The 24,710-nt window shown below is 53.3% G+C and carries 23 protein-coding genes; 6 read left to right on the top strand and 17 right to left on the bottom strand.

Annotation, left to right across the window (positions count from 1 at the left end):
• Positions 1–72: 72 nt before the first annotated feature.
• From IEW65_RS06850 to metH, 4 genes are all read right to left on the bottom strand, one after another.
• A complete protein-coding gene (locus IEW65_RS06850) occupies positions 73–612 on the bottom strand; it encodes a DUF934 domain-containing protein (protein WP_188638732.1) in 540 nt (179 codons plus the stop codon).
• Positions 602–2,257 (bottom strand): nitrite/sulfite reductase, encoded by a 1,656-nt coding sequence (locus IEW65_RS06845; RefSeq protein WP_188638731.1) that lies wholly within the window; start codon positions 2,255–2,257, stop codon positions 602–604. Before IEW65_RS06845 ends, IEW65_RS06850 begins: the two co-directional genes overlap by 11 nt.
• A 133-nt stretch (positions 2,258–2,390) precedes the next feature.
• Positions 2,391–3,713 (bottom strand): MATE family efflux transporter, encoded by a 1,323-nt coding sequence (locus tag IEW65_RS06840; protein WP_188638730.1) that lies wholly within the window; start codon positions 3,711–3,713, stop codon positions 2,391–2,393.
• 12 nt (positions 3,714–3,725) lie between these two features.
• A complete protein-coding gene (gene metH, locus IEW65_RS06835; RefSeq protein ID WP_188638729.1) occupies positions 3,726–7,421 on the bottom strand; it encodes a methionine synthase in 3,696 nt (1,231 codons plus the stop codon).
• A 271-nt stretch (positions 7,422–7,692) separates the two neighbouring features.
• Between metH and nfuA the strand changes: the two genes are divergently transcribed.
• A complete protein-coding gene (gene nfuA, locus IEW65_RS06830) occupies positions 7,693–8,298 on the top strand; it encodes a Fe-S biogenesis protein NfuA (RefSeq protein WP_054645091.1) in 606 nt (201 codons plus the stop codon).
• A 224-nt stretch (positions 8,299–8,522) separates the two neighbouring features.
• Positions 8,523–10,157, top strand: a complete 1,635-nt coding sequence (locus IEW65_RS06825) for a BCCT family transporter (protein ID WP_229755490.1) — start codon at positions 8,523–8,525, stop codon at positions 10,155–10,157.
• A 59-nt stretch (positions 10,158–10,216) separates the two neighbouring features.
• Here IEW65_RS06825 and IEW65_RS06820 read toward each other — a convergent pair whose 3' ends face one another.
• Positions 10,217–11,260: a DNA-binding protein gene (locus IEW65_RS06820; protein ID WP_188638728.1), complete on the bottom strand. Its 1,044-nt coding sequence runs from the start codon at positions 11,258–11,260 to the stop codon at positions 10,217–10,219.
• Positions 11,261–11,586: 326 nt separating this feature from the next.
• Between IEW65_RS06820 and IEW65_RS06815 the strand changes: the two genes are divergently transcribed.
• Positions 11,587–12,702, top strand: a complete 1,116-nt coding sequence (locus tag IEW65_RS06815; RefSeq protein WP_188638889.1) for a tyrosine-type recombinase/integrase — start codon at positions 11,587–11,589, stop codon at positions 12,700–12,702.
• Positions 12,703–12,739: 37 nt separating this feature from the next.
• Entirely contained in the window at positions 12,740–13,159 is a 420-nt protein-coding gene (locus tag IEW65_RS06810) for a SufE family protein (RefSeq protein WP_188638727.1), read from the top strand.
• Positions 13,160–13,171: 12 nt separating this feature from the next.
• On the opposite strand, the gene yidD is transcribed toward IEW65_RS06810, so the two are convergent.
• From yidD to IEW65_RS06780, 6 genes are read right to left on the bottom strand one after another with little or no spacing between them, the layout of a single operon-like run.
• Positions 13,172–13,486: a membrane protein insertion efficiency factor YidD gene (gene yidD / locus IEW65_RS06805; RefSeq protein WP_188638888.1), complete on the bottom strand. Its 315-nt coding sequence runs from the start codon at positions 13,484–13,486 to the stop codon at positions 13,172–13,174.
• An 11-nt stretch (positions 13,487–13,497) separates the two neighbouring features.
• Entirely contained in the window at positions 13,498–13,971 is a 474-nt protein-coding gene (hisI, locus tag IEW65_RS06800) for a phosphoribosyl-AMP cyclohydrolase (RefSeq protein ID WP_188638726.1), read from the bottom strand.
• Positions 13,971–14,420 carry a transcriptional repressor gene (locus tag IEW65_RS06795; RefSeq protein WP_188638725.1) on the bottom strand — a complete coding sequence of 150 codons (450 nt, stop codon included), beginning with the start codon at positions 14,418–14,420 and terminating at the stop codon, positions 13,971–13,973. Before IEW65_RS06795 ends, hisI begins: the two co-directional genes overlap by 1 nt.
• Positions 14,421–14,451: 31 nt before the next feature.
• Positions 14,452–15,450, bottom strand: a complete 999-nt coding sequence (locus IEW65_RS06790) for an alpha-L-glutamate ligase-like protein (RefSeq protein WP_188638724.1) — start codon at positions 15,448–15,450, stop codon at positions 14,452–14,454.
• Positions 15,447–16,970 carry an inactive transglutaminase family protein gene (locus IEW65_RS06785; RefSeq protein ID WP_188638723.1) on the bottom strand — a complete coding sequence of 508 codons (1,524 nt, stop codon included), beginning with the start codon at positions 16,968–16,970 and terminating at the stop codon, positions 15,447–15,449. The genes IEW65_RS06790 and IEW65_RS06785 overlap by 4 nt, the downstream gene beginning before the upstream one ends.
• Positions 16,971–17,008: 38 nt before the next feature.
• Positions 17,009–17,845, bottom strand: a complete 837-nt coding sequence (locus IEW65_RS06780) for an ATP-dependent zinc protease family protein (RefSeq protein WP_188638722.1) — start codon at positions 17,843–17,845, stop codon at positions 17,009–17,011.
• Between the two features lie 223 nt (positions 17,846–18,068).
• Between IEW65_RS06780 and IEW65_RS06775 the strand changes: the two genes are divergently transcribed.
• Positions 18,069–18,617: a DUF3833 domain-containing protein gene (locus IEW65_RS06775; protein WP_188638721.1), complete on the top strand. Its 549-nt coding sequence runs from the start codon at positions 18,069–18,071 to the stop codon at positions 18,615–18,617.
• Between the two features lie 87 nt (positions 18,618–18,704).
• On the opposite strand, the gene IEW65_RS06770 is transcribed toward IEW65_RS06775, so the two are convergent.
• The 4 genes from IEW65_RS06770 to gorA all read right to left on the bottom strand — a co-directional run bounded on the left by IEW65_RS06770 (position 18,705) and on the right by gorA (position 22,718).
• Positions 18,705–19,097, bottom strand: a complete 393-nt coding sequence (locus IEW65_RS06770) for an ectoine synthase (protein WP_188638720.1) — start codon at positions 19,095–19,097, stop codon at positions 18,705–18,707.
• Positions 19,098–19,186: 89 nt separating this feature from the next.
• A complete protein-coding gene (ectB, locus tag IEW65_RS06765; RefSeq protein WP_188638719.1) occupies positions 19,187–20,455 on the bottom strand; it encodes a diaminobutyrate--2-oxoglutarate transaminase in 1,269 nt (422 codons plus the stop codon).
• A gap of 86 nt (positions 20,456–20,541) precedes the next feature.
• The gene (ectA, locus tag IEW65_RS06760; RefSeq protein WP_188638718.1) at positions 20,542–21,120 is read right to left on the bottom strand and encodes a diaminobutyrate acetyltransferase; all 579 of its coding nucleotides are present in this window, start codon (positions 21,118–21,120) and stop codon (positions 20,542–20,544) included.
• A gap of 212 nt (positions 21,121–21,332) precedes the next feature.
• On the bottom strand, positions 21,333–22,718 hold the full coding sequence (gorA, locus tag IEW65_RS06755) for a glutathione-disulfide reductase (protein ID WP_188638717.1): 1,386 nt from the start codon (positions 22,716–22,718) through the stop codon (positions 21,333–21,335).
• Positions 22,719–22,891: 173 nt separating this feature from the next.
• On the opposite strand from gorA, the gene can reads away from it, so the two are divergent.
• Positions 22,892–23,539 carry a carbonate dehydratase gene (can, locus tag IEW65_RS06750; RefSeq protein ID WP_188638716.1) on the top strand — a complete coding sequence of 216 codons (648 nt, stop codon included), beginning with the start codon at positions 22,892–22,894 and terminating at the stop codon, positions 23,537–23,539.
• Positions 23,540–23,559: 20 nt separating this feature from the next.
• On the opposite strand, the gene IEW65_RS06745 is transcribed toward can, so the two are convergent.
• Together IEW65_RS06745 and msrA are read right to left on the bottom strand one after the other, a co-directional pair.
• Positions 23,560–24,075 carry a cytochrome c gene (locus tag IEW65_RS06745; RefSeq protein ID WP_188638715.1) on the bottom strand — a complete coding sequence of 172 codons (516 nt, stop codon included), beginning with the start codon at positions 24,073–24,075 and terminating at the stop codon, positions 23,560–23,562.
• Between the two features lie 11 nt (positions 24,076–24,086).
• Complete coding sequence (msrA, locus tag IEW65_RS06740; protein WP_188638714.1) at positions 24,087–24,704, bottom strand: peptide-methionine (S)-S-oxide reductase MsrA; 618 nt, start codon at positions 24,702–24,704, stop codon at positions 24,087–24,089.
• Positions 24,705–24,710 lie beyond the last annotated feature (6 nt).

Below are 24,710 nucleotides of genomic sequence, written 5' to 3'. Positions count from 1 at the left end.
GCGAAGAGCGCTATCCATTAAAAAGCCGACAAAGGCGTACCTTTGTCGGCTTTTATATCACTACCTAAACGCTCAGTGATTCGCGGTTAGCCGCTTCTCAAACAGCGCTTGACGCTCTTCCACGTCAGTTTGGTAACGAACGCTGAAGGCATTGAGGGCGCGAAGGGCGTCTTCAGGATGTTGGTCATCACGCAGCGCCATGGTGGTGAAGCCGCAGCGGCGCATGTAGTCCAACTGATCCACGAGCACATCGCCTACGGCACGAATTTCGCCTTGGTAGCCATAACGCTCACGCAGTAAGCGGGCAATGGTATACCCCCGGCCATCGGTGAACGCAGGGAAATCCACGGCAATGGCAGCGGCTGCTTGCAGTGTGCTGCCTAGCTCTGACGTTAACTCCGTGTCGCTGGTGAGCAGAGGCGCGAGTTCTGCGTCGTTTTGATTCGCCTGCCACAGCGCCAGCGGAACAAACGCAGGACGCTGTTCGGGAAGTGTGTCGGCATCGTAAGACACGCACCATGCATTTTCAGCGGCCAGGTCGCCATTTTCAATCAAGTGATCCACATGAACCGGAGCTTGAACGGCATCGGCTTGGGTGTCGTTACTTGGCATACACACGCTCCTTAAAGGGTTTTAAGCCAATACGTCGATAGGTATCGAGGAAGCGCTCCTCTTCATGGCGCTCGGCCACATAGACTTCCAGCACCTTCTCAACGACGCCCGGGACGTCTTCACGGAAGAAAGAGGGGCCCAGAATTTTGCCCAGCGAGGCATCATCGGTGGAGTTACCGCCAATAGAGATCTGGTAGTACTCTTCGCCTTTCTTATCGACACCCAAAATGCCGATATGGCCGACGTGGTGATGACCACAGGCGTTCATGCAGCCTGAGATATTAAGATCCAGCGGGCCTAGGTCATAAAGGAAGTCCAAGTCTTCAAAACGCTCTTGGAGTGCCTGGGCAATCGGAATAGAGACCGCATTGGCAAGGCCGCAATAGTCACCACCTGGGCAGCAGATGATGTCGTTTAGCGTGCCGACGGTGGGGTTAGCCATACCCAGCGCATCCAGCTCTTTCCAAAGCGCTTCCAGCTCATCTACGGGTACATCCGAGAGCACCAGGTTCTGCTCGTGAGTGACGCGTACTTCACCAAAGCTGTAGCGGTCGGCCAAATTAGCGACGGCTTCCATCTGGTCAGCGGTCACGTCTCCAGGCGCATGCTCGCGGCGCTTGAGTGACAGCGTCACTGCTTTATAACCCGGCACCTTGTGGTCGGTGACGTTATTAGTCACAAAGCGTGCAAAGCTGCGGTTTTCGCTGCGTAGCTTGTCAAAATCTTCGGTGGCACTTGCAGCCACTGGGCGGCGGTCAGGCTCTGGGAAGTGCACCTTAGCCGCATCCACGGCGGCCTGGTTCAATGTTTGCGGACCATCTTTCAAATGTGCCCACTCTTCATCGACGCGGCGGCGGAACTCTTCAATGCCTAGTGCTTTGACCAAGATCTTAATACGCGCTTTGAACTTATTGTCGCGGCGGCCAAACTGGTTATATACCCGCACGCACGCTTCCAGGTAGGTCAGCAGGTGCTGCCAGGGCAAGTCTTCGCGGACAACATCCGCAATCATGGGCGTACGACCAAGACCACCGCCGGCTAGCACCTTAATACGCAGTTCGCCCTCATCGTCACGCCATAGACGTAAACCGATGTCGTGTACCTGAATGGCCGCGCGATCCTGTGCCGCACCGCTGACGGCAATTTTGAATTTGCGCGGCAGGTAGGCGAACTCAGGGTGTAGGGTAGACCACTGACGAATCAGCTCGCACCAGGGGCGTGGGTCTTCCACCTCATCGTTGGCAATACCCGCGAACTGGTCGCTGGTGGTATTACGGATGCAGTTGCCGCTGGTTTGGATGGCGTGCATTTGCACTTTGGCCAGCTCGCCCAGAATATCCGGCACGTCTTCCAGCGCGGGCCAGTTCAACTGTAGATTTTGGCGCGTCGTGAAGTGGCCATAACCGCGGTCGTAGCGGCGGGTAATATCGGCCAGTGCACGCAGTTGAGCGCCCGCTAGCATCCCGTAGGGGATGGCAATGCGTAGCATGGGGGCATGCTTTTGAATATACAGGCCGTTTTGAAGCCGCAGCGGGCGAAACTCTTCTTCTCCCAAACGTCCTGCTTGGTAGCGTTCCATCTGGTCGCGGAACTGAGCAACCCGCTCGTCAACCAGGGTTTGGTCGTGAATATCATAACGGTACATGTGGCACGATCCTGCTAAAAGCGAAATGGTCACGTCGAGACGGACGGTAATGTGCCGTCACCTTAACGCGGGCGTCATATTCTACAAAAGAATATATAATTATCTTTTTATCGTTAAATGCTATTACAGACATCTATTTGAAGCCATGGGCTAACCAACGACGGCGTTGCCATACCCACAAGAAGCTACTGGAGTTCAATAGTCGATAAATAAGCTGTGCCAGCCAAACACCTACCAAACCGTAGCCCATGCCGATCCCCACCCACCATGCCAGCGGCAAGAAGATCAGCCACTGCATACCCAGGGTTAGCATCATAACGGTGCGTTGCGCGCCGGCTCCCATTAAAGCCTGCGCCAACACTAATGCGGCGGCATCTAATACAATCATCAACCCCGTGATTTGCAGTGGAAGTTTGCCTAATTGCACCAGCGCTTCATCGGTAAAAAAGATGCTTAAAATGAGCTCGGGCATAATGAACATGGGGAGCGCCAACACCGTCAGCAGCATACCGGCAACGCTTAAGGCGTCAATACCCCAGCGATGAGCCGCCTGCTGATCGTCGCGGCCTAACGCTTCGCCTACCAGGCTCATGGCGGCAACACCCACACCCACGCCGGGCAAAATGAGCAATAAGGACAAGTTCACCAGTACATGACCGACGGCGACACTTGACGTACCCAGCTTACCGAGTAACCAAAACAGTACCACGTAGCCTGCGGCAAACCAGAGCTGTTGTAGCGAGTGGGGAGCAGCAAGCATCAGCGTTGCTTTTATGCTCTGCCATGAAGGCCACACATACGCACTCAGGTAACGTTGCTGCCAGGTGATCACCGTCCAAATGATGAAGCCAAGCAGTAGCGACAGGGTAGTCCCTATGGCAGCGCCATTCACCCCTAACGCAGGCAGACCTGCAAATCCGTAGATCAGCGCGGCGCTAAGCAGCACATTCACGGCATGCACCGCAACGATAATACGCAGGTAAAGATGAGTGTGCTGCCGCCCGTTCCAGTAGCCGCGCAAGCACAGCGTCAGCGCAATAATGGTCAGTGCAATCACGCGCCAGCGAAAGTAATCAATTGCGATCTGCGTGACCTCATCCGAGGATGCCATTAGCTGAATCAGCGCAGGGGCCTGCCACCAGGCCAAGCAAGATAGAGGTAGCGCTAACGCGATACCAATCGTTAAGCCCGCCCGAAGTGGCTGAGTAATACAGACCGTTTCGGCACCAGAGGCATGCGCCGTTTGCGACTGCACGCTAGAAGAGAGCCCAAAAACCAGGGCCGTCATCATGAACATGGCGTAGCCGCCGATGCCGACGCCTGCCAGCGCCTCCTGGCCTAAATGACCGACCAAGGCAGCATCAATAAGGTTAAGCACGCTCTGAGAGAGCATGCCTAACATAATGGGAAAGGCCAAGCGCATGACCTTTCCCTGACGACGTACCACCGGTGACATTCGCTGAGGCTATTAGCTAGGGTCGTAGGAGAGTACCGGCGACAGCCACCGCTCCATGTCGGCCAACGGCATCTGCTTACGCTCGGCCAGCGCTTCAACTTGGTCGCGGGTAATTTTGCCGGTAGAGAAGTACTTCGACTGGGGGTGAGCAAAGTACCAACCCGATACGGCCGCTGCAGGCCACATGGCAAAGTTTTCTGTCAGCGTAAGGCCTGTGTTATCAGGCGCGTTGAGCAAGCGGAAGAGCGTTGCCTTTTCGGTATGGTCGGGGCAAGCGGGGTAACCCGGAGCCGGACGAATACCTTGGTACTTTTCTGCAATCAGTGCTTCGTTATCCAGCGTTTCTTCGGGTACGTAGCCCCAGAACTCTTTACGTACCCGCTCGTGCATTCGCTCGGCAAAGGCTTCGGCCAAACGGTCGGTCAGCGCTTGCACCATGATGGCGTTGTAGTCATCGCCCGCTGCCTCATAGGCTTTGGAAAGCTCGTCAACTCCGTGGCCAGTAGTGACGGCGAAGCCACCAATCCAGTCCGGCTTGCCGCTCTCTTTAGGAGCGATGAAGTCGGCCAGGCTGTAGCAGATGCCGTCGCGGCCTTTGGTGGTTTGCTGACGAATATGGTGTAAGCGTTCGACAACCTCAGTGCGGCTCTCATCGGCATACACTTCGATGATATCGTCATCCACGCTGTTGGCGGGCCAGAAGCCAATCACGCCCCGTGCCTGCACGCGCTTTTCATCAATCAGTTTACGCAACATGACTTTTGCATCGGCAAACAGGTTTTGGGCCGCTTCGCCGACCACGTCATCGTTGAGAATTTTGGGGTACTTACCGGCAAGCTGCCAGCTCATGAAGAAGGGCGTCCAGTCGATACGCTCGACTAACTCCTCCAAGTCATAATCATCAAAGGCTATAAGCCCCAAGGTGTTGGGTTTGGCAGGAGTGTGGTTCGCCCAATCGGTGCGGAAGCGGCGTTTACGCGCCTGGGTGTAATCCAGGTCAGCCGCTTTTGGGCGACGCTTGGCATTACGCTCGCGCACTTTTTCGTACTCTTCGCGAATTTCGGCCACGTAAGCAGGTTTCAAATTGGGTGCCAGCAGCTTGCCAGCCACGCCGACCGCACGGGAAGCATCGGTCACGTAAATAACGGGGTGCTCGTACTGTGGCTCGATTTTCACGGCCGTGTGCGCTTTTGAGGTGGTGGCACCGCCAATCAGCAGCGGTAGGTTCATACCACGACGCTGCATCTCTTTGGCCACATGCACCATTTCATCCAGCGAGGGCGTAATCAGGCCAGAGAGACCAATGATATCGGCATTGTGCTCAATGGCGGCCTGGAGGATTTTCTCGGTGGGTACCATCACACCCAGGTCAATCACTTCGTAATTATTACACTGCAGCACGACGCCCACGATATTTTTGCCGATGTCGTGTACATCACCCTTCACCGTGGCCATGACGATCTTGCCTTTGGCTTGGGTGTCTTCGCTTTTTTCCGCTTCAATATAAGGGATCAGGTAAGCGACCGCTTGCTTCATGACGCGAGCCGACTTGACCACCTGGGGCAGGAACATTTTGCCCGCGCCAAACAGGTCGCCGACCACGTTCATACCGTCCATGAGCGGGCCTTCGATCACCTCAATGGGGCGCGCGGCCTGCGCACGAGCCTCTTCGGTATCTTCCTCGATAAAGGCAGTCACACCTTTCACCAGCGCGTGTTCAATACGCTTGTTGACGGGCCAGCTGCGCCACTCCAAATCTTCTTTTTTAGCAGGGCCGCTACCATCGCCTTTGTATTTGTCGGCAAGGTCCAGCAGACGTTCAGTACCGTCAGCGCGACGATTCAGTACCACGTCTTCCACTGCATCGCGCAGTTCGGCGGGCAGGTCATCGTAAACCGCCAGCTGGCCGGCATTCACAATACCCATGGAGAGGCCGGCGCGAATCGCGTGGTAGAGGAACACCGAGTGGATCGCTTCGCGTACCGGGTTGTTACCCCGGAACGAGAACGAGACGTTGGAGACACCGCCCGAGATCATGGCGTGGGGTAGGTGCTCGCGAATCCACTGAGTGGCTTCGATAAAGTCGACGGCGTAGTTATTGTGTTCTTCGATGCCGGTCGCAATCGCAAAGATGTTGGGGTCGAAAATAATATCTTCTGCAGGAAAGCCAATTTCATCGACCAGCAGGCGGTAGGCCCGCTCACAAATTTCGGTTTTGCGGGCAAAGGTGTCTGCTTGACCCTGTTCATCAAACGCCATCACCACAATGGCTGCACCAAAGCGGCGGCATTTGGTGGCCTGCTCGCGGAAGGCGGCTTCGCCTTCTTTAAGGGAGATTGAGTTAACGACCGCCTTGCCTTGAACGCACTTCAGGCCCGCTTCGATGATGTCCCATTTTGAAGAGTCGATCATGATGGGCACGCGGGCAATGTCCGGCTCGCCCGCAATCAGGTTCAGGAAGCGCACCATGGCTTCCTTGGACTCCAACATGCCTTCGTCCATGTTGATGTCGATAATCTGTGCGCCGCTCTCGACTTGCTCAAGGGCAACTTCCAGTGCGGTGGTGAAGTCCTCTTCAACGATTAAGCGCTTAAAGCGGGCGGAGCCAGTCACGTTGGTACGCTCACCCACGTTCACAAACAGGGAGTCGGCTTCGATGTTATAAGGCTCAAGCCCTGACAAACGGCAAGCCTTACTGCGTGTCGGTATCTTGCGCGGTGCCATCGGGCGTACGGCATCAGCAATCGCGCGAATGTGCTCAGGTGTCGAGCCACAGCAGCCGCCAATAATGTTGACTAAGCCGCTTTGAGCAAACTCACCCACAATAGCAGCCATCTCTTCGGGCGTTTGGTCGTACTCACCGAACTCATTAGGCAGGCCCGCATTGGGGTGGGCAGACACAAACGTATCGGCTTTGGTTGATAGCTCTTCTAGATAGGGGCGAAGTTCTTCCGCGCCCAGTGCACAGTTCAAGCCAACCGACAGCGGCTGAGCGTGACGCACGGAGTTCCAGAAGGCTTCCGTTGTTTGCCCGGATAGCGTACGGCCGGAGGCATCGGTAATAGTGCCAGAAATCATCACCGGCAGGCGGCGGCCCAAATCATCAAACAGCTCTTCAAGCGCATAGATAGCGGCTTTGGCATTGAGTGTGTCGAAAATGGTTTCGATCATGATGAGATCGGCACCGCCTGCGATCAGCGCATTAGCGGCTTCGTAGTAGTTTTCCCGCAGCTCATCAAACGTCACGTTGCGTTTAGATGGGTCGTTCACATCAGGGGAAAGAGACGCTGTGCGGGACGTGGGGCCGAGTACCCCGGCTACATAGCGTGGCGTATCGGTTTCTGCCGCGACGGCATCACACACTTCACGCGCCAGCCGGGCTGATTCGCGGTTGAGTTCTGGCACCAAATCTTCCATGCCATAATCAGCTTGCGATAACCGGGTGCTGTTAAACGTGTTGGTTTCTAAGATATCTGCGCCTGCCAATAAGTAGTCGCGATGAATACGCGCAACTACATCGGGGCAGGTAAGCGCCAACAGATCGTTATTGCCTTTTAGATCAGACGGCCAGTCGCGAAAGCGTTCACCGCGAAAATCGTCTTCGCTGAGCTGGGCATTCTGCAGCATGGTACCCATGCCGCCATCCAGAATCAGGATGCGTTGGGCAAGGCGTTGGGTGAGGGATGCAGTCAAATCACTAGCGGCCATGGCAGGGGAAAATCTCCAGCGTCTCAGTCGAAAAGGATATTTTTATAGTCGTCGTCATTAGGTGAGCGGCGGCTATCATACCAAAGGGTGCCCCATAGGGCAGCAAACGCGGGCGTGAAGTTATTGCAGCATCCTTATTAGCCGCACTCATGGGCGTGAGCAATAGCCGACTAAAACACTCGGGATTGTGTCGGCACGCGGTTTTGCTTACCATAGGCACAAATGACATGTGATGTGGCCTTGCCACTACCACGGGAGGATAACATCCCTTATGACCACGACTATCGAAGCGCCCGGCATTAACATTACCGACAGCGCACAAGACTACTTAGCGGAACTGCTGGAAAAGCAGAACGTTGAAGGCATCGCAGTACGTATCTTCATCACTCAGCCCGGCACGCCCTACGCAGAAACCTGCTTAGCCTATTGCCGCCCTGGGGAAGAAGAGCCCACCGACGTGAAGCTGGAGCTTGAGAAGATTGGTGTATTTCTCGACAAAAACAGCTTGGCGTTCTTGGAAGAGGCCGTTGTTGATTTCAATGCAGACCGCATGGGCGGGCAGCTGACAATCAAAGCGCCTAACGCCAAAATGCCCAAGGTGAATGCGGATAGCCCGCTAGAAGACCGTATTAACTATACGCTTTACAGCGAAATTAACCCTGGACTGGCGGCTCACGGTGGCGAGATCAAACTCGTTGAGCTGACAGAAGACCGGGTGGCGATCCTAGCGTTCGGCGGCGGTTGCCAAGGGTGTGCAGCAGTGGATCTAACGCTCAAAGATGGCGTAGAGAAAACACTGATGGATCGCATCCCTGAATTGGCAGGTATCCGCGACGTGACCGACCATACTGATACGACGAACGCTTACTACCGCTAGAGCATCATTCAGATGCTTTAAGCTAGCGTCGCAAAAGCCCAGCAGGCCACTGCTGGGCTTTTTTGTGTGCGCTTTGGTATGCGAAAACGATAGGCGATAGAAGCCGTTGCTGGTGGTTAACGTTTATTCCATGTAAAACTATTGTAAAGCTATTGCCTCGACTCGCAACGGGTTAGAGGCTTCCTACAAAGTGTCATGGAGAGACGGCCATTAAACGCCCATCTGTGTTTTCTAACATTCATAAACCGATCTTTTTTGGCTCCCTTGGCCTGCTGCTGGCCGTTACGCTGCCGCTCATACTGTTCCCAGAGATGGGGCGTGTCTGGGTAATGGCGGCGCAAAGCTTCGTCACAACCAATTTTGGCGTGCTCTATCTGGCCATGGGCGTCGCGTCGCTAGGGTTTATGTTCTACATCGTGTTTAGCGATATAGGGCAAATCAAGCTGGGTGATGTAGACGCGGAGCCGGAGTTTTCGCTGCTCTCCTGGGGTGCGATGCTATTTGCAGCAGGCATCGGCGGGGCGGTTGTGTTCTGGGGCATGGTGGAGTGGATGTACTACCTGCAAAACCCTCCCTTTCATGTCGAGCCCTTTTCTGAAGAGGCAACCGCATGGGCGGCGACGTACGGTATGTTCCACTGGGGCCCTATTGCCTGGTCGATCTACCTCGTGCCTGCGCTCCCTATGGCCTATTTTCTTCACGTTCGTAAACATAAAGTGCTGCGCATCAGCGAAGCCATTCGCCCCGTGCTGGGTGAAAAACTGGCCAGAAGCTGGCTAGGTAACATTATCGATATTCTGTTTATTTTCGGCATGCTGGGCGGCGGCGCAACGTCGCTGGGCATTTTAGTGCCGCTAATTAACGAAGGGCTGGGTAATCTGTTCTCTTTTACCCCTAATGCAACCAGTCAAATTGCCGTACTGATCGGCACCACGGCCATTTTTGCCGTGAGCGCATGGCGTGGTTTGAAGGGCGGCATCGAGATGCTTTCTGACATCAATATGTGGCTAGGCTTGTCGGTATTGCTGTTTGTTCTGGTGATGGGGCCTACGGTATTTATTCTGGATACCGGTCTGAACTCTATTGGCCTAATGCTCAGCAACCTCATTCAAATGGCGACCTGGACTGAACCCTTTGGCGACTTAAACGGCTTTGAAGACACAGGCTTTCATCAGTCATGGACGATTTTTTACTGGGCGTGGTGGCTAGTGTTTGCCCCAACAGTGGGACTGTTCATTGCGCGTATTTCTAAAGGTCGTCGTATTAAAACCATGGTGGCCGGGTCGATCTTCTTTGGCTCACTTGGCTGCGCGCTGTTTTTTATCATTCTGGGTAACTACGGTCTTTATTTACAGCTTTCAGGCACGTTAGATGTCATCCAGGTAATGAATGATCAGTCTGCGAATGCTGCGTTTTACGCCGTACTGAGCCAACTGCCGCTCTCCTGGTTAGTGACGTTGGCGGTGGTGATTTTGCTGTCTATTTTCACTGCCACCACCTTTGATTCGATTGCCTACATTCTCTCTTCTGCTGCGGAGAAGAAGCTCGATAAAGAGCCTGCACGTTGGCACCGCCTGTTTTGGGCCTTCACGCTGTCCCTGCTACCAATGTCTCTGCTGTTCTTGGGAGGGCTGCAAACACTGCAGACCGCCAGCATTGTGAGCGGTGTGCCGTTGTTGCTGATTTCAGTGCTGCTAATGGTGTCGATGGTAAGGGCGGCGCAGTACGATTTGCGCTACCAACCCGACTACGATGAGCCTGAAATTAATATTGAAGAGTTCCCGGAAAACGATCCATGGACAGAAAAAGGTACGTGGGAGCTACCCGATGATCAGAGTAGCGAACCCAGCAAATCATAGCCTGTATACATAGCCTGCCTGTATAGCTTCTGAATCCTGCATACTGAGTAGCCATCCCACTATTGGGATGGCTTTTTTGTGTCAGCCGTTTCGTCGCTGTTGCTGGCTAGTGTATTAGGTAGCTCTGCCAGCTGCGCTTGCAATGACGCCATGCGCTGCCATAGCTGCTCTTGCCAGTGCTCACTGTCTCGCGTTTGCTGCTGCTGTGTTTCCAGCGCTTGATGCGCTTTCTCTAACGACGCTTCTAGCGTGCTGCGATGTGTGTGCAGCTCACTATTTTGGCGCTCAAGCTCGGTGGTGCGCTGTTTGAGCGAGCTACACTCTTGCTGGTAACCCTGAAGAGCGTCATTTTTTTGCTTCAGCTCGTGGCTCAGCGCGTCTGCTCGTTGCTCCCACTGCTGCAGGCGTTTCTGCAACGCTTTCTCTTCCTGGGCGCGCTCTTGTCGTAACGTATCCAATAGCGCCATTAACTTGCCTTCTGATGCCTCATTGCGCTGCTCTTCTTGGGTTAAGCGCTGCTCCCAACTCTTCTGCAGCTCTTCGAGCTTTTCAGTGTAATGCGTTTGCACTTCTTTTAACGCTTGCTGTGCTTGGTCGAGCTGATGTCGGTGTTGGGCGGCCTCCTGGTGGAGGTTTTTAGCTTGCTGCTGCCAGTGGCGCTCATTGGCGTGGCTCTCTGCCAGTTCTCGATTGAGCGTTTCAAGACGCTCCTCGGTTTGGCGAAAGTGAGCAGCCAGTGCGCTTTCACGCTGTTCGGCGTTTGCTGTCTGCTGTAGCGCCTCGGCGGCTGCCTGTTGAGCGCTTTCTACTTGGCGGTTGGCATCTTCACGGTAGTGAACCAGCGCTTGATTGGCGACTTCTTGAGCCTCTCGCCACAGCTCGCTAGCGACATTAACGACCACTTCAGGCACGCCTTTGGGGGGCGGTACATCACGGTTGTGCTCACGCTCAGTGCGCCATAAGCGAAAGTGCTCGCTGATCGTTGTAAAGCTTCCTGTGCCCAGCACTTCACGAATGCGCTGCACGCTGGGCGTGTCTCCGCGAGCAAGCAGCGTATCGATTGCTTGCTGAACATCACTGTATTGAATGCCACTGCGCGCCATGATCACCGTCCTAGCCTAATGAAGAGAGGTATTGTCGATGTTATTCTTGAAAAACACAATAATTACGTAATATGTAAAACGTAATAATATTTATCAAACTAACATAAAATTCAAGATTACCCCTATTATCTTGAATTTTATGAGCCGTAGCGTCACACTTAAGCCATTGAATTAAAAAGACGCGATAGGGCACAGCTATGCCAGATAAATCCTCGATACCGACCTCATATGCGTTAACCATGCATCGAGATGATGGCCTGAACGCCGAGCGTCACATCGGCGTGCCTACAGACGTGGCTGCGCTTAGCAACCAGGCCGTTGGCAAAATGGAGGTTGGGTCAGGAGTGCGTAGCCATGCGGCCCGCATTGAAGCAAATAGTGATCACCAAGCAGTATCGATGTGGCTTGTGGAGTATCGCGATAGCCCACAAACGCTTAAGAGCTACCGGCGAGAGGCCGAGCGGCTGCTGCTTTGGCTAGGCAGCCAAGGGCTCGGCTTACATGATATGAACCGTGAGGTGTTACGCCAGTTTGAGACGTTTCTACAGGACCCTCAGCCGCGTTCGCAGTGGGTGGGCCCATCAAAACCGAGAGAGCATCCTGAGTGGCGACCCTTCAGAAGCGGACTTTCACCCGCTAGTCGGCGGCAGAGCATGATTATTCTGCAGGGGCTTTTCAGTTGGTTGGTCGAGGCGGGCTGGGTAGGGCACAACCCCTTTATGCTGATGCGCGACAAAGCGCGACGACTCAATAATCAGTCGCAGACCATCGAGCGGTATCTGGAGCAGCCACTGTGGCATTGGTTTTGGCAGTGGCTGAACCAACCCCTGAGCAGTCACGATGAGCGCCACGTGTATGAAAGTGCCCGTCGGCGCTTTATTTTTAGCTTTGCGTACCTGCTGGCTCCCCGCATCAGCGAAATGGCCAACGCACAAATGGACGATTTTCACGAGCAGGAGGGGCGCTGGTGGTGGAGCGTGGTGGGCAAGGGGAGCAAGCAAGCGCGCATTCCAGTGCCTGACGACATGCTGTTATATCTCAAAGCGTGGCGAAGCACACTGGGCCTGCAGCCGTTACCGGCGTACAGCGAGCCTACGCCCGTGATCCGAGCGCTGGATAAGCGGCGCGCTATTAGCGATAACCAGCTCTATCGCCTCATCAAGGAGACCTTTGCCAAGGCGGCTAATGCGCTAGAAGAGGAGGGCGGCAAGCCTGCGTATGTGGACGCCCTGCGCCGCGCAACGCCGCACTGGCTGCGGCATACGGCGATTACGCATCAGGCCCAGTCTGGCGTTAGCCTGCGCTACTTAGCTGAAAGCGCTCGCCATACCAAGCTGGATACCACTAACCGTTACTTGCACACAGAAGCCGATGAGTGGCACCGAGAGCAACAGCGCCATCGATTGAAAACACCCCCAAAAGCGGCACCCGAAACGTTATAATGCCCAGACCGTGACTCATTAACCCAAAGGATACGCCATGGCAACTTCAGGCGCAGAGCTAGCCCAACAGGAGCTGGTTGAAGAGTTTGAAATGTTTGATAACTGGATGGATCGCTATCAATACATTATCGATATGGGTAAACAGCTGCCTGACTTTCCCGCTGAGCGGCTAACCGATGAGTATAAAATCCAGGGCTGTCAGTCCAATGTATGGATGTGCCATGAAGAGCAGGCAGGGCGCTTGGTGTTCAAAGCAAAATCGGATGCCGCGATTGTGTCAGGTTTGATTGCTGTCCTGCTGCGTATATACAGCGAACGTACCGCGGCAGAGATCACCCGTACAGAGCCTCACTTTTTACAAGACCTGGGGCTTGATAAGCACTTATCGCCCACACGCAGCAATGGCTTGCATGCCATGCTAGAGCGTATTTATCAGGTGGCTAAATCAGATAGCTAGATATAGATTTGATTAGTGATGGCAGGAAGAGCGGCAGCGGTCAGAGGAGTCGTCTTTATCTTCACGGCATAACTGTTCGCTTCTGCCTCCTGGTACAGGATCCATGCCGCCCGGATTGCCCGGGTGGCATTTGATAATACGCTTAGCCGCCATCCAGCCGCCTTTAAACGGCCCATGTACCTGGATAGCTTCAATGGTATAAGCAGAGCAACTAGGCCAAAACCGACAGCGGGGGCCTAATATTGGGCTGATGGTATATTGATAAACGCGTATGCAACCTATCATAAGTACCGCGAGCAGTTTACGACAGCACTGCTTGACGGCCATCAGCCAAGTTTTCAAGGTGACTTCTTACCGTATAACGTTTTCGGGTCAATCAATGGCTCACTGGTAATCGCTGGGGGTTCTGTACTCAGTGATACATAAAAGCAGCTGCGACGTCCGGTATGGCACGCTGGCCCGGTTTGTTCAACTTGAACCAGCAATGTATCGCCGTCACAGTCCAGGGCGGCGCTTTTGAGCTTCTGCTGCTGGCCGGAAGTTTCCCCTTTGCGCCATAGTTTTTGACGAGAACGTGAGAAGTAACAGACCTGCTGTGTGCGCAATGTCTCTTCCAGCGCTTCTCGGTTCATCCACGCCATCATTAACACTTCGCCCGTGTCGTGCTGCTGGGCAATCGCGGGAATAAGACCATCAGCATTGAAGCGTACGGCATCGAGTAATGCAGATAACTCGGGCAGTGCGTCAGTGGGCTTCGCTGATTCCAGCGCTTTAAAAAGAGCAGTCGGTTCAAGTTGGTCAAAAGGGGACATTAGACATTACTCCCTGGCCGACATGCTTGGCATAAGCCTTGCAGCTCAATAGTTTGGCGCTCAACGTTAAAGCCTTGACGCTGTGCAAGGGCAGCCAGTTGGTCGCTAATTTCATCAAGATGCAGCTCTTCCACATAACCACAGTGGCGACAGATTAAAAGCTGGAAGCCGTGGGTATGCTCAGGGCAGGCGCAGGCCACATAGGCATTTTGCGACTCAATACGATGCACTAGCCCCTGCTCAATCAGAAACTCCAGTGCGCGATAAACTGTGGGTGGGCGCGCAGCCGCATGCTCTGTGGAGAGCTGATCCAGCAGATCATACGCTTTCAGCCCGCCGCCGTTTTCAGCGATAAGCTCCAGCACACGTCGACGTATCGGAGTGAACCGTACACCGCGCGTATGGCACTGAGATTCTGCTTGCTGCAATAGCGTATTCGCTTCAGTCATTAGGTCACTCGTTGAACGTCTCGCGTGTAGTCTACGCCGTTGCCGAAGGGGTGTCAGGCGTATCGGTCAGCTCACTCTTACGCGCAAAGTGATGTTGGGCAAAGGCAACGCGCTTCGCCACCGGGACGTTATCCGGCTGACGCTCAATCAAATCAAGCCGGCGCCGCAATCCCTCACCATTGGTCATTTGGATCGCCAAGCCGGGGCGAGCGTTGAGCTCCAGCAGCATAGGGCCATGTTTGCGATCCAGCACCATGTCGGTACCCAGATAGCCCAGGCCCGTCATTTCATAGCACCCAGCGGCTAGGTGAAGCAGCGTTTCCCATTGAGGGACGACAAGGCTTGCCAAGTCATGGCCGGTATCCGGATGGCTGTAGCAAGGGCGGTCGAATTGAACGCCGCGCAGGGCTGCACCGGTGGCGATATTCAAACCCACCCCCACGGCACCTTGGTGAAGGTTGGCTTTACCATCAGAAGCCGCTGTGGACAGGCGCATCATGGCCATCACGGGGTAGCCCTTGAAGACGATCACACGAATGTCGGGCACACCCTCGTAGGTGTACTCCAGCAGGCTTTCATCGAAGTTAATCAGCGTTTCAATGACCGCTACATCAGGCGAGCCACCGAGCGAATAGAGGCCCGAAAGAAGATTTGAGACGTGGCGCTCAATATCTTCCATCGTGAGGCTCGCCCCGCTGGGCTTATAGAAAAGGCCGTTTTCGACCTTTTCGATGACCAGAATACCCTTGCCGCCACTTCCTTTCGCTGGTTTGACCACAAAGCCATGGTGGCCGATAAGCATCTCACTCATATGCTTGACGCCAAACTGCGTGGTCACCGTACCAATAAGCTCTGGCGTGGTAATACCGTACTGCTGGGCCAGTAGTTTCGTTTTGAGCTTATCGTCCACCAGCGGGTATAACCGACGGGCATTGTACCGGCCAATGTAGCGAATATTACGCCGGTTCATGCCCACAATACCCTTATCCCGAAGGCGAGTCGGCCAGGTCCAATTTTTTAACCAGCTCATGAAGGCTTCTCATCTTCAGTAATGGGTTTGAAACGGCGAAGTTCCAGCAGGCGGTAGCCCGTGTAGTTACCCAGTAACAGAATGAAGGCCATCAAAATAAGCTGAACACCCAGGAAGTTGAAGGTGATATGACGCACCCAGGGGTTATTCATCGCAAGGAACGCTAGCACCGCTGTTAGCAGGCTACCACCGCCTTGAATCAATACCTGTTTTGGACCTTCTTCTTCCCATAGAATCGACATCCGCTCAATGGTCCACGCTAGGATAATCATCGGGAAGAAAGTAACCGTCAGACCCGCACTCAAGCCCATGCGATAGGCCAGCACGGTAAAGATCGAGATAATCGCAATAACCGTAATAATGACCGCCGAAACCCTAGCCACTAAGAGCAAATTAAGGTACGAAAGGTAGTTACGGATAATTAAGCCGACCGCGACGATAAGCAGGAAGCCAATCAAACCGGTGAGCAGGGTGGTTTGAATAAACGCCAGAGCAATGAGGACAGGCATAAAGGTACCCGACGTTTTGACCCCGACGAGCACCCGCAGGAATACCACCACCAGTGCGCCGATGGGGATCAATAGAATCGTCTGGAACAGCGCCTGCTCTTCGAGTGGTAGGCTGTGAATTGAGAAGTTCAGCAGCGTATCTTCAGAGTAGTGGTTACGCACGGCTGCAGAAGCTGGCTGGTAGTGCGTTAGCATCGAGAAGGAAACACGCGAGTTAGTGCCGCCTTGTACTTCCAACACCGCACGACCGCCCGTTTCCCACAGCAGTAGGTTGTCAGGTTGCCCTTGCTCACCGGTTGCGGGGTTAAATAAGGCCCACTCTTCAGCTGTTTGATCAAACACCTGAATCCAACTGCTCAAGGTTTGACGGCGACGCCCATCCTCCAGCAACAGTCCACTGACTTCCCTTGCTTGCACGCCTGCTTGGTTGAGCAAGCGCACGATGAGCGCCGATGGCTGCATCTGTGTGAGAAGCAGTCGTGCATTTTCCCCCTGGCGCTCTCCATTGATATCCAGGATGAGCTCACGGGCGAATGTCGCGTTATTGGCGCTGCGGTCCCAGGCACGATCGATCAGCTGGCTGGCCGCCGTGTCGTAGGGGCTTTCCCAAGGGGTAACGGAAGGAATGCCAGGCGGCGTTTGTATGGGAGCGCGTGAATCAGGCGAGACCAGCATCTGAACGGAGTAATAGAGCTGCTGGCTGCCTGCGGCTTCACGAATGGTCCACTGCGCCTGACGTCCCAATTCGTCTGCTTGGTAGGCCAACCCATAGCCAGAAGAGGCGGTATTTTCGGTCAATACGCGAAAGCCTGACTGATGAGAAGGCAGCGCTAGATCCACTTGAACCGGACCATTTTGGGCATTGAAGTTAATGACGGCTTCAATCTCCCATACTTGGCGCTGCTCGCCTGGAAACCAGGGGATCTCAAACTGCACATGGCGATGCACACTGGCGACAATGCCTACCAGCAGCAGCAATCCAACGATAAAATAAAATGGCAACCGTGACATGGTGATTCCTTTCAGCGTAAAGCGGCAGGGGAGTGTTGTTACTCTTCGGTATCGTCTTGATCGGCCGCTTCATCTTCAGCCGCTTCTTCAGATGGCTCACCACCCGGAAATTCGGGGCGGTCGTGCAGGTACGTTTCAGCGACGTCAATCGTGGCAATGTCTAACATAAAACGACGGCCTAATAGCACTGGGTAGTCCAGATGTGTACGGTCGTTGAGTGTGAACTCGACATTTTCACGAATGGGGCCCAAGGTCATAAGCAGTGAAATGACGGGGCGAGACTCTTCACCAGACGCCTGCACAATTTTAACGCGGCGCTCTATGGGGGCTTCAATCCATTCGTCACGAACCTGCTCAACGACCACATCGTCCTCATTCAGGGCCAGCTTGAAGCGCACCCAGTCTTCGCCATCACGCTCAAAGCGAGTAATTTCGGATGCAGACAAGGAGGAGGTATTGGCACCGGAGTCAACCCGCGCCTTTAAGTAAGTCCCAATGCTAGGCAAACCAACCCATTCGCTACGACCCAGCAGCGTTTTGTTGTCTACGGCCGTTTCAACGCGGCACTCTTCGCGGATAATGACAGGCTCTTCGCCACGGGCTTCTAAGCTTGCCACCTCTTGACGCAAATGACGCAGCAGGCTGCCCACTTCACGAACATCCGCTGTCAGCACCTGTTGCTGGCTAAGCTGCTGCTCATTAAACGCAGTGGAAACCTCACACTGCTGGGAAAGAGCCGTCTCAAGTTCAAGGATACGGGCATTGAACGACGCCTCGCTTAACGGCGGCGGCTCATTTGACTCTGGCTGTGTCACTGCGCAGCCTGCAAACGACATCGACAAACCGGCCATTAGCCATAAAACACCTGAGCGCATAACGAGGGATATCCTTGGACAATAAGAGCACGAATGATAAGGAGAAGGGTGACCGCTTGTCCAACATGGCAGCGGTTTTTCATCGGTTTAGATTATCTGATTTAACATAATATATATTATGCGAACCAAAGGAGCATTGGTTCTATCAATCAAGCCTACTGTGTTGCATGACTTTCTCCTACAATAGCTATACGCACCAAACAATTCATACAGGAATTCTCTAATGAAGACCGTTCGTCAACGACTTTTGATTCTCTCACTGCTCTCTACTTTTTTGCTGCTGGCTGGTTGCGCCAATGTGGACGTTGAGGATTATGCAGATACCACGCCTCGACTAGATATCGCTGACTACTTTACCGGCCAAACGAGGGCTTGGGGCATGGTACAAGACTACTCTGGCGAAGTGCAGCGCCGTTTTACTGTCGATATTACAGGCACCTATGAAGGCAATACGCTCACGCTAGATGAAGCCTTTGTATTTGCCGACGGAGAAACAGACCAGCGCGTATGGGAATTTGAACGCGTTGACGAACATCACTGGATTGGTACCGCAAATGACGTAGAAGGCCAAGTAGATGCCCGGCAATACGGACACGCCTTTCATATGCGCTACCCGCTCGATATTGAGGTCAGTGGTCGTACCTTAAGCTTCACGATGGATGACTGGATGTACCTGCAGCCTGATGGTCGGCTGATCAACCGCACCGCTATGCGCAAATTTGGCCTGACGTTGGGTGAAATAACGCTGGTGTTTGAACAGGTGGACCGTTAAAAGTTGCGCTTAGCTCTATAACGAGATCAAAAAAGCAGCCTAGCTAGACGCTAGGCTGCTTTTACACATTAGCTGAAACGTTGACGCTTAATCTTCAGCCGGCGCGTAAGAACCATCATCACGGTGTACTTCGTTACCTGTGATAGGCGGCGTAAACACACAGGCTAGATGCATGGTCTTGTGAGCGCGCAACAGGTGCTCATCGTGCTGATCCAGAATGTAAATATCACCTGGCTTAATGGGCCAAATTTTGCCATCTGCCAGTGTTTCGACTTCGCCTTCCCCTTCGATGCAGTAGACTGACTCGTAGTGGTGCTTATAGTGGATGTGCGTCTCGGTGCCTTCAAAGATGCGCGTAATGTGAAACGAGAAGTTTCCGCCATCGTTGGCCAGCACAAGCCGCGTGCTGTCCCAGTTGCCATTTTCAGCAGTGACGAGACGGTCAGTTTGACGAGCTTCTTCAATATTACGAACGATCATAAACGTGCTCCGTTGCATGGCAGCCAGTGACTGGCTGCCTATTCCTGTAAGGGACGTAATGGCGTGTGGCCACTTAGCCTAACGCTAAACTAGCCGTTAATAACAGACTTAACTGACGCTTCAAGAATATCCAGTGCTTCTAACAGATCCGCATCGGGAATGGTCAGCGGGCACAAGCACTTCACTACTTCACCGTCTTGGCCACTGGTTTCAATAATCAAACCGTGCTCAAAGGCAGTGCTGGTGATCTTGTCGGCAATATCACCATCAACGACATCAATACCGCGCATCAGGCCTCGGCCGCGTTCGGTAGCAGGCATGCCATTGTCCGTCAGCATAGCGGCCAGCTTTTGGAAACGCTCTTCAACGATACGCGCTTTACGCTGAACATCCCGCGCAAACGTGTCATTGGACCAGTACTTTTTCAGTGCTGCCGTCGCTGTTACCATCGCTAAGTTAAAGCCACGGAACGTACCGTTATACTGGCCAGGTTTCCATTTATCGAGCTCGGGGCGCATCAGTACGTGAGCAAAGGGTAAGCCAAAGCCAGAAAGCGATTTTGAATTCGTGACGATGTCTGGCGTAATGCCTGCATGCTCGAAACTGAAGAATTTGCCAGTACGACCGCAGCCTGCCTGGATATCATCAACAATCAGCAGAATATCGTGAGCATGGCAAATGCTTTCCAGACGCTTGAGCCAATCAAGCCCTGCAACGTTAATACCGCCCTCGCCTTGCACGGTTTCCACAATAACGCCTGCCGGAATATCCAAGCCGCCTGACTTGTCATTTAGCAGCTTTTCAAAGTAGTCCAGCGTATCGGCGTGCTCACCCATATAGCCATCAAAGGGCAGAAAGCTTGCACCTTGTGTCGGGATACCGCCGGTTGCTTCTCGGAATTTACGGTTACCTGTAGTGGCCAGCGCGCCCATAGTCACACCGTGGAAGCCGTTGGTGAAGGTCACAATATTATGGCGACCTTTAGCAACACGGGCCAAACGGATGGCCGCTTCCACTGCGTTAGTGCCGGTTGGGCCTGGCAGATGGACTTTATAGTCAAGCCCACGGGGCTTCAGAATGACGTTTTCGAGCGTTTCCAAGTAGTCACGTTTTGCGCTTGTCCACATATCCAAGCCATGAACTACTCCATCGCTGGAGAGATAGTCAATCATGGCTTGTTTGAGATGCGGGTTATTGTGACCGTAGTTCAGCGTGCCTGCACCGGCGAGAAAATCAATATATTCACGGCCGTTTTCATCTGTCAGGCGCGCATTCTGTGCCTTGGCAAAGACAACGGGAAACGAGCGTGAATAGGTACGAACATTAGATTCCATGCGTTCGAGTGTTTGGGTCTGCATTTGCGACCTCCTTATCAAGTGTGTGAGCCAAGCGAGTTAAGCAGCAAGGTCAACACGAGCGGGAAAACAGTTTGTCTAAACGTCCTTTAAATATGGCCTGTCTGGAACGGCCCAATACGCACTAAGTTTTCCGGATCGTGCTCTCCACCAAGCTGTTCGGTAGAAAAGTATTCACGACTGTTCAGAGGAGCCTGCCAGCGTGCCGCTAGCCGACGGAACAGTCCCCACGACGCCTGGTTATCAGGAGTAATCGTGGTTTCTAAGTGATGAACATCATCTAATTCAGGACGCGACATAATCGCCTCCACAAGACGACGCGCTAAGCCGGTACCCCGTGCTTTTTCACCAACGGCGACTTGCCATAAAAAATACGTGTCTGGGGCGTTATCTTTGACATAACCAGATACAAACCCAACCACTTCACCCTCTTCGTTGGTCGCCACTGCGCAGGTATCGCGAAACTGGGTGGCTAACAACAGATAAGCGTAGGCTGAATTTACGTCGAGTGGCGGACACGCTTTAATCAGCTCGTAGATTCCCCAGCCGTCATCGGCGTTGGGTTTACGAATGAAAAGCGGCATCTCTGCATGGCCCACTACCGCATCAGCAACGGTTGGACGTGCCAGTTCGACTGACGATGTAAACGGCTTGATTGGCGTACTCATGGTTATGCTTCGCTGTAGCGAATTTGAGTTTCATTATAACAGCTGATTATGAGCAATTCAAAAGCCATATTATTCATCTCCGCATTTTCCATAATTTTTGGTTATCAAACGGGGTTCACCTGCCTTTCCAGCACTCAGTTTAGATCAGCCTGCTTGGGGAGCGAGACAAAAAAGGCGAGCCAATGCTCGCCTTTTTGAGTAGTCCCATTTTCCTAATAGCGCGAGGGCGTTCGCATGGTCACGAATTCTTCAGCCCCGGTTGGGTGAATACCGATAGTGCGATCAAAATCTTCTTTCGTGAGGCCCGCTCGAACGGCGATAGCAATGCCTTGTATGAGCTCCCCTGCTTCTTCACCCACCATATGAGCACCGACAACAACATCACTAGCGTCATCTACGATCAGCTTCATGAGCATACGCTCCTGACTTCCCGAGAGCGTGTGCTTCATGGCTCTAAAATCCGTGCGATAAACCCGTATTTTGGGGAATTCATCTCTCGCGGCTTCTTCCGATAGCCCTACTGTCCCGATATTGGGATGACAGAAAACAGCGGTGGGAATGGTGGCATAGTCCAGCGGCCTGGGCGCTTTTTTATGAAAGTGAATGTCCACCAGCTGCATCGCCTCTGCTAGCGCGACCGGCGTTAATTCGGGCCCCGCCGTAAGGTCGCCAAGCGCTAAAATAGAGGGCACCTGCGTTTCGTAGCGCTCATTAACGGAAAGCTTTCCTTCATCGTTCAATGCAATACCCAGCGACTCAATGCCTAACCCTGTTATGTTGGCTTTTCGGCCGGTTGCGGAAAGTACAGCATCTACCTCAAGGATTTCACCAGTGGTTAACTCCACCTTTAGCGACCCTTCCGGCAGCTGCTCAATGCGGGCAATGTTGGTCGAAAAGTGGAGATTGACGCCTTTTTTGGCCATTTCATCACGGGTGAACTCGCGTACTTCTTGGTCAAAACCTTTCAGTAACAGATCACCGCGATAAATCAGGTGGGTTTCACTTCCCAAGCCGTTAAAGATGCTAGCAAACTCGACGGCAATATAGCCGCCACCCAACACCAAAAATCGTTTAGGAAACGTATCTAAATCAAATACCTGATTAGAATTTAATGCAAGGTCACTGCCTGGAAATTCTGGCACCCAGGGCCAACCACCCGTTGCCAGTAAAATTTTCTCAGCGCTAACATTCACTTCCCCATCGGCAGTGGTTAACGTCACTGTGTGAGCGTTGGCGACGCGCGCTCGGGCGTTAAATAACGTAACTCCAGCGCCTTCAAGCATACGCTGGTAAATACCGTTAAGACGTTTGATTTCGCTGGTTTTATTATCCCTAAGGGTTGGCCAGTCAAAGGTGGCTGGAGAATCAAGGTGCCAGCCAAAGCCAGCAGCATCATCAAAACTATCGTGAAAATGTGCGGCATATGAGTACAGCTTTTTGGGAACGCAGCCCACATTGACACACGTGCCACCTAAATAACGGTCTTCTGCAATGGCGACTCGCGCGCCGGCCGCTGCCGCCATACGTGCTGCGCGTACTCCACCTGAACCCGCGCCAATGACAAATAAATCGACGTCATATTCAGCATCTGATGACATGCTTATCTCCTATCCACTGCCAGGCTTACCCACGGATGGCGTAAGCGCTAAGATTGACCTTCTTTGCAAGGGAGGTTAAAACGCCTACCTTGTGTTTAAAACGTTGTGTTTAAAACGCCGCTGCGCGACGCGAAGCTTGCCCTACTCTGATAATGCCACTGCACGGAGACTCGATGTCTGACCAAATTGCAACGCTGCTAAATAATAATCGCGCATGGGCGGAACGTATGTGTGAAGAGGATCCTGACTTCTTTAAACGCCTCGCGAACCAACAATCCCCCGACTACCTTTGGATCGGCTGCTCAGATAGCCGCGTACCCGCCAACCAAATCATCGCACTCCCGCCTGGCGAGGTGTTTGTTCATCGTAATGTTGCCAACCTCCTCCACCATACCGATATGAATGCTTTATCGGTTGTCCAGTATGCGGTGGATGTCCTCAATGTTAGCCATATCATGATCGTCGGACATTATGGCTGTGGCGGTATTAAAGCGGCTGTCACGGGTGGTGAGTGCGGCGTAGTGGACTATTGGCTGCACTCTGTTCGCGAGCAGTACAATCGCCATCGTGACTCGCTGGAACACTTACCACTGGAAGATCAGATTGACCGCATGTGTGAGCTGAACGTGAAAGCTCAGGTTAACAGCTTATGCCGAACGAAAATTCTGCAGCGTGCTTGGCAACGGGGCCAATCTATTTCAGTGCATGGCTGGGTATATGGACTAAGCGATGGCCGCGTGAAAGATTTGAACTGCACTATCAGCGGCCTTGAGCAGGTTGAAACGCTTTATCGTATTGATCGTATGCAGCCTAGCGATTAATGACGCACCATGGCCTACCGCTAATCATAGCGGTAGGCACGATGACAGCTCCGGCAGCTCAGGCTAACATCTGAAAACGCTCGCGTTGCTGCTCGGTAATCTTCTTGCTCAGCAGCCTCCACTAAGACGCCCACTTTTTCCTCCAAGTCGATAAATCCCGCAGCGAAGTTATCCCACTCTTCCCAAATCTCAGGCTTTGCGTCTGAGCCGCGGCCATGAGTCCCCTCTATGAACGCAGGTAGAAAATGTGCTTGAGTCGCTTTCTCTTGCAATTCTGCTAAACGCGGAGCTGCGCCTCGAGCATCTTGGTTATTGACCAAGTCAAAGCGTAGCTGCCTCAGTAGACGCTCTAAATCTTTCAGCTCATCCTGACGCCAGATAACCGCTTCCCGATCACTGCCAAAGGGAGTGTCGTCAACCGATTGAGGCATCACCGGCATTTGCTCAGCGTGCGTCCCGATACTGAATAAACCGAACACCGCCATGGCGGCAGCAGATTGGGCAAGCCGCAGTGGTTTTGTGAGGTGAAGCAGCATTGTTTAACTCCTCAACCAATGGCACATGTCACACCGGTACCTTTTAAGCCGCAGTAACCACCTGGGTTTTTATCTAAGTACTGCTGATGATATGCCTCTGCATAGTAGAAGACGTCCAGAGGCTTAATTTCAGTAGTAATAGCCTCTTTGCCCGCACGGTGAAGGGCCTGCTGAAACGCCTCAGCGCTCTGCTTGGCGGCTGCAAGTTGGTGATCTGCGGTAGTGAAAATGGCAGAACGGTACTGACTGCCAATATCATTACCCTGACGGTTACCCTGAGTGGGATCGTGCTGTTCCCAGAATATTTGCAGCAGGGCATCCAGAGTGACTTTCCTTGGGTCATAGACGACTCTCACCACTTCGGTATGCCCGGTTAAACCGGTGCAAGTCTCTTTATAGGTAGGGTTAGGCGTGGAACCACCTGCGTAACCTGCCGCCGTTACAAAAACCCCCGGCTGCTGCCAAAAAAGACGCTCTACCCCCCAAAAACAGCCCATCCCAAATACAATTTCCTCATGCCCTTCAGGAAACGGCGGGTGTATGGAGTTTCCAGTGATGGTATGAAGGTCACTGGTCTCAATGGGTGTGTTACGCCCTTCTGGTACTTGCGATTTCATAAATAGCGTCATAACACC

It is taken from the genome of Vreelandella lutescens (assembly GCF_014640815.1).
GTDB lineage: Bacteria > Pseudomonadota > Gammaproteobacteria > Pseudomonadales > Halomonadaceae > Vreelandella > Vreelandella lutescens.
Note: the sequence above shows the minus strand (reverse complement) of the source record. Positions and strands in the feature narration are given on the sequence as shown.

What these genes read in the sequence shown, in the direction of transcription:
- IEW65_RS06850 (WP_188638732.1), bottom strand. Translation starts at nt 612, where the DNA reads ATGCCAAGTAACGACACCCAAGCCGATGCCGTTCAAGCTCCGGTTCAT.
- IEW65_RS06845 (WP_188638731.1), bottom strand. Translation starts at nt 2,257, where the DNA reads ATGTACCGTTATGATATTCACGACCAAACCCTGGTTGACGAGCGGGTT.
- IEW65_RS06840 (WP_188638730.1), bottom strand. Translation starts at nt 3,713, where the DNA reads ATGTCACCGGTGGTACGTCGTCAGGGAAAGGTCATGCGCTTGGCCTTT.
- metH (WP_188638729.1), bottom strand. Translation starts at nt 7,421, where the DNA reads ATGGCCGCTAGTGATTTGACTGCATCCCTCACCCAACGCCTTGCCCAA.
- nfuA (WP_054645091.1), top strand. Translation starts at nt 7,693, where the DNA reads ATGACCACGACTATCGAAGCGCCCGGCATTAACATTACCGACAGCGCA.
- IEW65_RS06820 (WP_188638728.1), bottom strand. Translation starts at nt 11,260, where the DNA reads ATGGCGCGCAGTGGCATTCAATACAGTGATGTTCAGCAAGCAATCGAT.
- IEW65_RS06815 (WP_188638889.1), top strand. Translation starts at nt 11,587, where the DNA reads ATGGAGGTTGGGTCAGGAGTGCGTAGCCATGCGGCCCGCATTGAAGCA.
- IEW65_RS06810 (WP_188638727.1), top strand. Translation starts at nt 12,740, where the DNA reads ATGGCAACTTCAGGCGCAGAGCTAGCCCAACAGGAGCTGGTTGAAGAG.
- yidD (WP_188638888.1), bottom strand. Translation starts at nt 13,486, where the DNA reads ATGGCCGTCAAGCAGTGCTGTCGTAAACTGCTCGCGGTACTTATGATA.
- hisI (WP_188638726.1), bottom strand. Translation starts at nt 13,971, where the DNA reads ATGTCCCCTTTTGACCAACTTGAACCGACTGCTCTTTTTAAAGCGCTG.
- IEW65_RS06795 (WP_188638725.1), bottom strand. Translation starts at nt 14,420, where the DNA reads ATGACTGAAGCGAATACGCTATTGCAGCAAGCAGAATCTCAGTGCCAT.
- IEW65_RS06790 (WP_188638724.1), bottom strand. Translation starts at nt 15,450, where the DNA reads ATGAGCTGGTTAAAAAATTGGACCTGGCCGACTCGCCTTCGGGATAAG.
- IEW65_RS06785 (WP_188638723.1), bottom strand. Translation starts at nt 16,970, where the DNA reads ATGTCACGGTTGCCATTTTATTTTATCGTTGGATTGCTGCTGCTGGTA.
- IEW65_RS06780 (WP_188638722.1), bottom strand. Translation starts at nt 17,845, where the DNA reads ATGCGCTCAGGTGTTTTATGGCTAATGGCCGGTTTGTCGATGTCGTTT.
- IEW65_RS06775 (WP_188638721.1), top strand. Translation starts at nt 18,069, where the DNA reads ATGAAGACCGTTCGTCAACGACTTTTGATTCTCTCACTGCTCTCTACT.
- IEW65_RS06770 (WP_188638720.1), bottom strand. Translation starts at nt 19,097, where the DNA reads ATGATCGTTCGTAATATTGAAGAAGCTCGTCAAACTGACCGTCTCGTC.
- ectB (WP_188638719.1), bottom strand. Translation starts at nt 20,455, where the DNA reads ATGCAGACCCAAACACTCGAACGCATGGAATCTAATGTTCGTACCTAT.
- ectA (WP_188638718.1), bottom strand. Translation starts at nt 21,120, where the DNA reads ATGAGTACGCCAATCAAGCCGTTTACATCGTCAGTCGAACTGGCACGT.
- gorA (WP_188638717.1), bottom strand. Translation starts at nt 22,718, where the DNA reads ATGTCATCAGATGCTGAATATGACGTCGATTTATTTGTCATTGGCGCG.
- can (WP_188638716.1), top strand. Translation starts at nt 22,892, where the DNA reads ATGTCTGACCAAATTGCAACGCTGCTAAATAATAATCGCGCATGGGCG.
- IEW65_RS06745 (WP_188638715.1), bottom strand. Translation starts at nt 24,075, where the DNA reads ATGCTGCTTCACCTCACAAAACCACTGCGGCTTGCCCAATCTGCTGCC.
- msrA (WP_188638714.1), bottom strand. Translation starts at nt 24,704, where the DNA reads ATGACGCTATTTATGAAATCGCAAGTACCAGAAGGGCGTAACACACCC.